The organism is Pelistega indica (genome assembly GCF_000506865.1).
Taxonomy (GTDB): Bacteria; Pseudomonadota; Gammaproteobacteria; order Burkholderiales; family Burkholderiaceae_B; genus Taylorella; species Taylorella indica.
Window position 1 is genome coordinate 23,358 of record NZ_AYSV01000086.1, and the last position, 6,492, is coordinate 29,849.

5 protein-coding genes are annotated in these 6,492 nt (G+C 37.5%); all 5 read right to left on the minus strand.

The window, feature by feature from the left end:
* Complete coding sequence (gene aat, locus V757_RS21915; protein ID WP_023951154.1) at positions 1–735, minus strand: leucyl/phenylalanyl-tRNA--protein transferase; 735 nt, start codon at positions 733–735, stop codon at positions 1–3.
* A 222-nt stretch (positions 736–957) separates the two neighbouring features.
* Positions 958–2,748 (minus strand): CocE/NonD family hydrolase, encoded by a 1,791-nt coding sequence (locus tag V757_RS21920; protein ID WP_218118038.1) that lies wholly within the window; start codon positions 2,746–2,748, stop codon positions 958–960.
* Between the two features lie 100 nt (positions 2,749–2,848).
* The gene (locus V757_RS21925) at positions 2,849–4,255 is read right to left on the minus strand and encodes a YfcC family protein (protein WP_023951158.1); all 1,407 of its coding nucleotides are present in this window, start codon (positions 4,253–4,255) and stop codon (positions 2,849–2,851) included.
* A gap of 35 nt (positions 4,256–4,290) precedes the next feature.
* Positions 4,291–5,025, minus strand: coding sequence for an IclR family transcriptional regulator (locus tag V757_RS21930; protein ID WP_023951160.1), 735 nt, complete (start codon positions 5,023–5,025; stop codon positions 4,291–4,293).
* A 220-nt stretch (positions 5,026–5,245) separates the two neighbouring features.
* On the minus strand, positions 5,246–5,821 hold the full coding sequence (locus V757_RS0114185) for an NUDIX hydrolase (protein WP_031274598.1): 576 nt from the start codon (positions 5,819–5,821) through the stop codon (positions 5,246–5,248).
* Between the last annotated feature and the right edge of the window lie 671 nt (positions 5,822–6,492).

Sequence of the window (6,492 nt, forward strand, 5' to 3'; positions counted from 1 at the left end):
TTATGTGATGATATCGAAAGATTGTTTGCCTATTTGCCAAATAATTTTTTCTTGAGGTGTATGTATTCTTAGATGCTCAGAAAAAAGTTGTCGTGAAATACATGCTCCTCCCATACTTGTTAAATGAGCAGTTTCTTGTTGGCAGTCAATTAAAAAAACATCCTGTTTGGCGAGGTAATGCATTAAAAAAATTAAGGCTAGTTTAGATGCATTACTTAGATGAGAAAACATAGATTCACCAAAAAACATTTTTCCCAAACTAACACCATAAAGTCCACCGACTAGTTGCTTGTCATACCATGTTTCCACTGAATGAGCATAACCTTGTTGATGTAAATGACTATAGGCTTGAATAATATCCTCAGCAATCCATGTACCTTTTTGACCTTGACGAGGGGTAGCAGCGCAAGAGCGCATTACTTTTTCAAAAGCAGTATCAATTCTAATTTCCCAAGGTGAGTTTGGGTCTCGTTTAATTTTTTTGATAAGCTTGTGCATACTGTGTGATACATTGAGGTGCTGAAATTGCAGAACCATTCGTAAAGAGGGGGACCACCATAGCAATGGTTCATCAGGATTGCACCAAGGAAAAATACCATGAGCATAGGCATTGAGCAAACGCTGAAAGCTTAGGTCGCCTCCCCATGCTAATAAGCCATCGGGATCAGTTAAGGCTGACTCTACATCTGGAAAAGCAATACTGGGACCAAGCTGGGGTAGAAAGATATTACTCATGACGATATTTTTTCAAATGACTAGTTAATTTAACGCAAATTGATATTAAAAACTCTATTTTTCATCATTTTGGCGGAATGTGAAAGAGAATCTGTCCTTTGGGTAGATGACATTTTTTCTTATTGAAGAATAAAAGAAGAGGTGGCTGCAAAGTATCTATGTAGGCTTCGATATAAAGTCGCATAGATACTTTAACAGATTTATCGGATATTGGGACTTTTACTAATTATTAGTTAGTACATCAATTTCAAGTACAGAAGCATATATTCCTCCTACATGGACATGATTAGTCGCAATTTGTTTTCTTCTTGCTTGTCCCTCTGGTTCTCCACTATTAGGATTGCAATCAAAATGTGGGAAGTTACTGCCAGCGATATCTAAACGCAAACGATGGCCTTTTTTAAAGATATTACATGTTTCAAAAGGCTCTATCGTTAGTTGAATAATTTGTCCCTTTTCTAGCCAAGACGCTTCTGTCCAGCTTTTATGATAACGAGCCCGAAAAATACCATCAGTGATATTCATGGCATAGCCTTGAGGATAGTCTTCACTTGGAGGGTAAACGTCCACAAGCTTTGCCGTAAAATCTGTATCAGGGCAATCGCTATCAACCCATAGTTTAATTTTTACTTTACCTGCTACGATAAGGTCTTCTTTAAGAGGCTCTGTCTGGAAAACAAGAATATCTGCTCGAGCTGCCAGAGGCATATTACTGCCATCAGTCCCAAAAAACTCTGCTGATTCCCGTTGATCAAATGCTCCACCAGCAAAAATAGGTAGCCCAGAAGTGATAGATCCTCCAATGGTTGGTACTGGATGATGAGGATTAGATTGAAAACTTAGTGCTCCAGAGGAAGATTGTGCTTGGCTTAATGACATATTGTCATGTAAGAACCATTGTTGTGTAGATGTACCTGTTAGAGGCCAGCAATTGCTGTGTATCCAATATCCTCCGTGTTCAATACGTCCTTCTGCATTACGCTTACCACTACCTCCACCCATAATGAAGAGTGAAACAGAATCTTTTTGTGTTGTCGAAGCATGTTCTTTTAAGTGTTGATTAAACCAATCTAATCGGCAAGTCAACCAGTTGTCACTCACATTTTTATCAAAAGAAGCTTGATAGCCAAATTCTGCATTACCACTGTATGTAGTATTACGATCGCCATGCAACCATGGTCCCATAATGAGACGTTGTGGCGCTTTTCGGTCTTTTGCTTTAAAGGCATTAAAGTTAGCTAATGTGGAAGGAACATAGGCATCGTACCAGCTAGACATAAAAAGTACGGGGATATCCGGTAATGTATCGTAGTATCCTTCGGCATAGATACCAAGCTGTTTCCAAAAGTCAGTAAAAAATCCTTCTTGCCATTGTTCGAATAAATAGTTTTCATATTCAGGGTGATGACGTAGTGGTGAATGGCCAGGTTGCCATGGCATTTTGGCAAACCAGTCATGAATGTTTTCTTGTGACAGAGCTGTTTTGGTAATGGATGATTGTTGTGCAAGAGGGCTTAATTGAGCTTGTTTAAATGCCCAAGTTGCTTGTTTAAGTTCAAAAGCACCTCCTTGTCTAGCGCCGCAGCGAAAAGCATTATGAAAGCCACCTGAATCTAAAACCATCGTTTTTAAACCAGGGGGATTTAAACAAGCGGCAGCCATCTGTGTATGAGCGGCATATGATAATCCCATGCTACCGATACTGCCATTACACCATGGTTGTTGAAGAATCCATGTATATGTATCAAAACCATCTTGTCCTTCATTGATGTATTTGATGAATTCTCCCTCAGATTGGTAGCGTCCTCTACAATCTTGAAAAATGACTACGAATCCTTGTCGACAAAATAGGGTAGCCATTTCTTCACGACTAATTTTGTGTCCATCCAGATTAATTTCTGATCGTGAATGGGCATTTTTATTATAAGGTGTACGTTCAATAATGACAGGCCATGCCTTTTCTGCACTAGTTGGGAGATAAATATCCGTCGCTAAACGAATACCATCACGCATACTAATCATCTGATTTTTAATTAATTTATATGAGTCTAGTTGCATATTTTTAGTAGAGAGGTTATTTAAATAATTAAATAACCCTTTTATAGTGAAAAAATTAATAACCGATGCTTACTGCAATTGATAATAAGGCAATTGCAGCAATAGCTAGAATAATAACTAGAGGCCACACATAACGAGCCCATTGTCCCCATCCAATTTCAGCCGTAGCAAGAAAAATTAATAATCCTGTTGATGTCGGTGTGAAGACATTTGTAAGACCATTACCCATTAAGAAAGCTAGCACGGTTGTTTGTGCCGATACGCCAGATAGCTGACCAACAGGTCCCATAATTGGCATGGTCACAGCGGCTTGTCCAGAAGTGGAGGGGATAGCCAAATCTAGTAATAATTGAGATAAAAACATGCTATATGCCGAGACATAGGAGTTAGACTCTCCCACAAAAGATACGAAATGGTAAATAATCGTATCCATGATTTTACCCTTTTCAAGTACTATGGCCACTGCTGTAGCCAAGCCAATCAGTATTGCGGCAATAAGAACTTTTTTCATTCCACTAATAAAAGCATCTGCTGCTTCACTAGGACTGAAGCGAGCGATAGCCGCGAAAATAATGCTTAGAAACAGGTAATAAGCAGATAAAGAGCTACTTTTCCATTTCCATGTGTGAGCAGCGTACACAAGAAAAATAATACCAATGATCAGTACTAACACCATTAGGAAATGCTGTTTTGAAAGAGGCTTGCTATCAAAAGTGATTGTTTGTGTCGAAACCCCTCCAGCAATTTCTTGGCGTACACGCCAGAATAAGAAAATAATGCATAGGGTCATCATAACGACGTAGGTAAGTATCCGCATATTTAAACCACTGAAAACAGGCAGACCAAGTAGTGGTTGTGCAACAGAAAGGGCATAAGGGTTTGTGATAGAAGCTAGATAACCTACTTTTACAGCAAGAGTTACAATGGCTAGACCAAGTATTCGGCTAAAACCTAAACGAGTTGTTAATGCAATTACCATAGGAATCACTAAGAGATATTCTTTAGCTAACCCCATAAAGGTACTACCAGCAGAGAAAATTAACATTAAGACAGGAATCAGGATATATATATTCCCTCTAGTTAGCCCTAATGCACGCTCCAACCCCGCCTCAATAGCACCACTCTTATTCAGAATACCAAACATTCCACCAATAAAAAGTACCATGAAAATCAGACCACTTTGCTTCGCTATTCCTTCAGGTATGGCTTCTAGCATTTCTGCGATACCAACAGGACTTGCTTGCTCTTTGGAGACTGTGGTGAATGTTGAAGAAATAATATTGCTAGCTTGTATGGGTTTATCAATTTGTGTGTAGCTACCAGGAACAACCAGTTTATCTTTCATTTGGTATTGACCAGATGGAAGTAAAAAGGTAAGTAGCGTGGCTAATATAACAATACTAAGCATCACAATCATAGGATTGGTTGTTTTTTTGCTTTTTTGGGGGACGACATCTGTCATGAAAATCTCCTACATTATGTGAGATACTGGCATTTTTAGGGATTCAGTCCACCTAGACGAATAAAACATTCGTTAGAGACTTCTTGTAAACGTTGTAAAATTTGTTGGATTCTTTCTTCAGGCATACGATTAATTGGTGCACTTAAACTTAGGCAAGCAATGCATTCTTTTTTCATATCATAGAGAGGAAGAGCAATGGCACAAACACCCTCTGTTAGTTCACCTTTAGACACATAAAAACCTTGATGTTTTATTTGTGTAATATGTTCCTTGAGTATGGCTACTTGTGTGGGTGTCTTTGTACTAAGAAATTCAAGTTGAATGGGAGTAGGTGCAAAAGCAAGAAGAATTTTCCCAGCAGCTCCAGCACCCAATAAACGGCGATTGCCAATTTCACTACGAACTTGCAAAGGTTGAGAGGAGACTCTTCTCCAAACTTGGACTATTTCTAAATTTTCACGAATACGGATTTGTAAATTTTCATTAAACTCGTTAACAAGAGGATCTATTACAGCTTCTGCAATTGTTAGCCAATGTGAATGTGATTTAGCGAGTTGGCCTAGTACAAGTAGCTCATGTCCTAATCGATATGAAAAGTCTGTTTGCTGTACAACATAATTATGCTCCTCAAGTGTACATAGCATACGATAGGCTCGTGACTTATTAAGCTGACTTAACCGAGCAAGTTCACTCAATCCTGTATTAGGATTCTCAGCAATGATTTGTAAGAGGTTTAATGCTTGTGCAAGGCTATCAATAGTATTTTTCATTGGTTTATTAGTCGAACCATTGGTTTGTTATTTAAAAATAATTCTAGAGTAATTTTTTTTTAAAAGGGTTAATTATTTTGTTTATTAGGGTAAATACCTAAGCTTAATGTTGAAACTAGTTTGATGGTTATGGTAGTAGATTTGATTGTAGTTATAATCGCTATAGTTCTAAACAAATAACAATGTTAATGCTTTTAATATGATGAGTAAGTGGATGAGATTAGTCCAAAATAATATGATGCGTTTTAAAGCTGATATTTTTTTGTCGATGTTCAATATATGTTTTTAAGGTCGCTTGAACGGTAGTAAACGCAATTTGTTGCCAAGGAATATCATCCATATCAAATAGGGCTACTTCTAATGATTCTTCACCCGGCTCAAATTCTAAGCTAGTTAGCTCTGCGAGATAATACATATGAACTTGGCTAACTCTAGGAACATCAATGACGGTAAAAAGCTGCCCTAATTGAATTTTTGCTCCTGCTTCTTCTAGTGTTTCGCGACAAGCACCTTGTGCGGTGGTTTCACTGAGCTCCATAAAACCAGCAGGTAACGTCCACTTATTGTATTGTGGCTCAATGGCACGTTTACATAACAAAATCTTATTTTGATAATAGGGAAGTGTTCCAGCAACAATTAAAGGATTGCGATAATGGACGGCACCGCAATTCTCACAACAATCACGCTCACGGTTATCCATAGGTGGACACATTCTCGTTAATTTACTGCCACATTGTGTACAAAATGATTGTTTAATGGGAGCAGGAAAATAGAAAGAGGCATCTTTTGCTGACATGGTTGGCTCTTAAAGTCTCATAATTTTAAATCTATATTATCCAACTATTGTAGCTGAAAGATAGCGGTGTATTTAAAAATCAATACCAAGAAATACAAAGCAGTTATATTTATAAGTGGTCGTTTAGGCTGTTTATGGTCTTGTTATTGCGTTTCTTAAATGAATCTATGGGAAAGAAGAAATTAGCAACTTATTAAAAATTGAATCAAGACTCTTTAAAAGCTTTTGTTGTCTCACTTTAATGTTGAGTTAGTTGTCTTGGTAAGGGCTAAATAAAAATAACAATTATTCTTGTCACATAAAATAATATTGAAATATATTAGCGATTATACTGGTCACTGCTATCTCATTTTTTAGGAGAAATGACGTCAGTAAACCTAATTTTATGAGGATTTGGAATCTCTTTCCTAATCATATGAAATATCCAACGATGAAGGATTTATTTACTTGGCAGGGTGGGACAAGTAAATAAATATTTATGCAAGAGGTTTTGGTCCAAACGGTAACACTTATGTCAGTCGATTGAGTATTGCCTTTAATACGCACTCAAAAAAGTATATTTTTGAGTTTAACTAGGGAAAAATCATGATTAAAAAAAACTATCATCACGCTTAATTTTGAGTCTCCCTTTAAGTGTCTGGGCACAACCTGAAGGGAGGAGCTATTGCTCA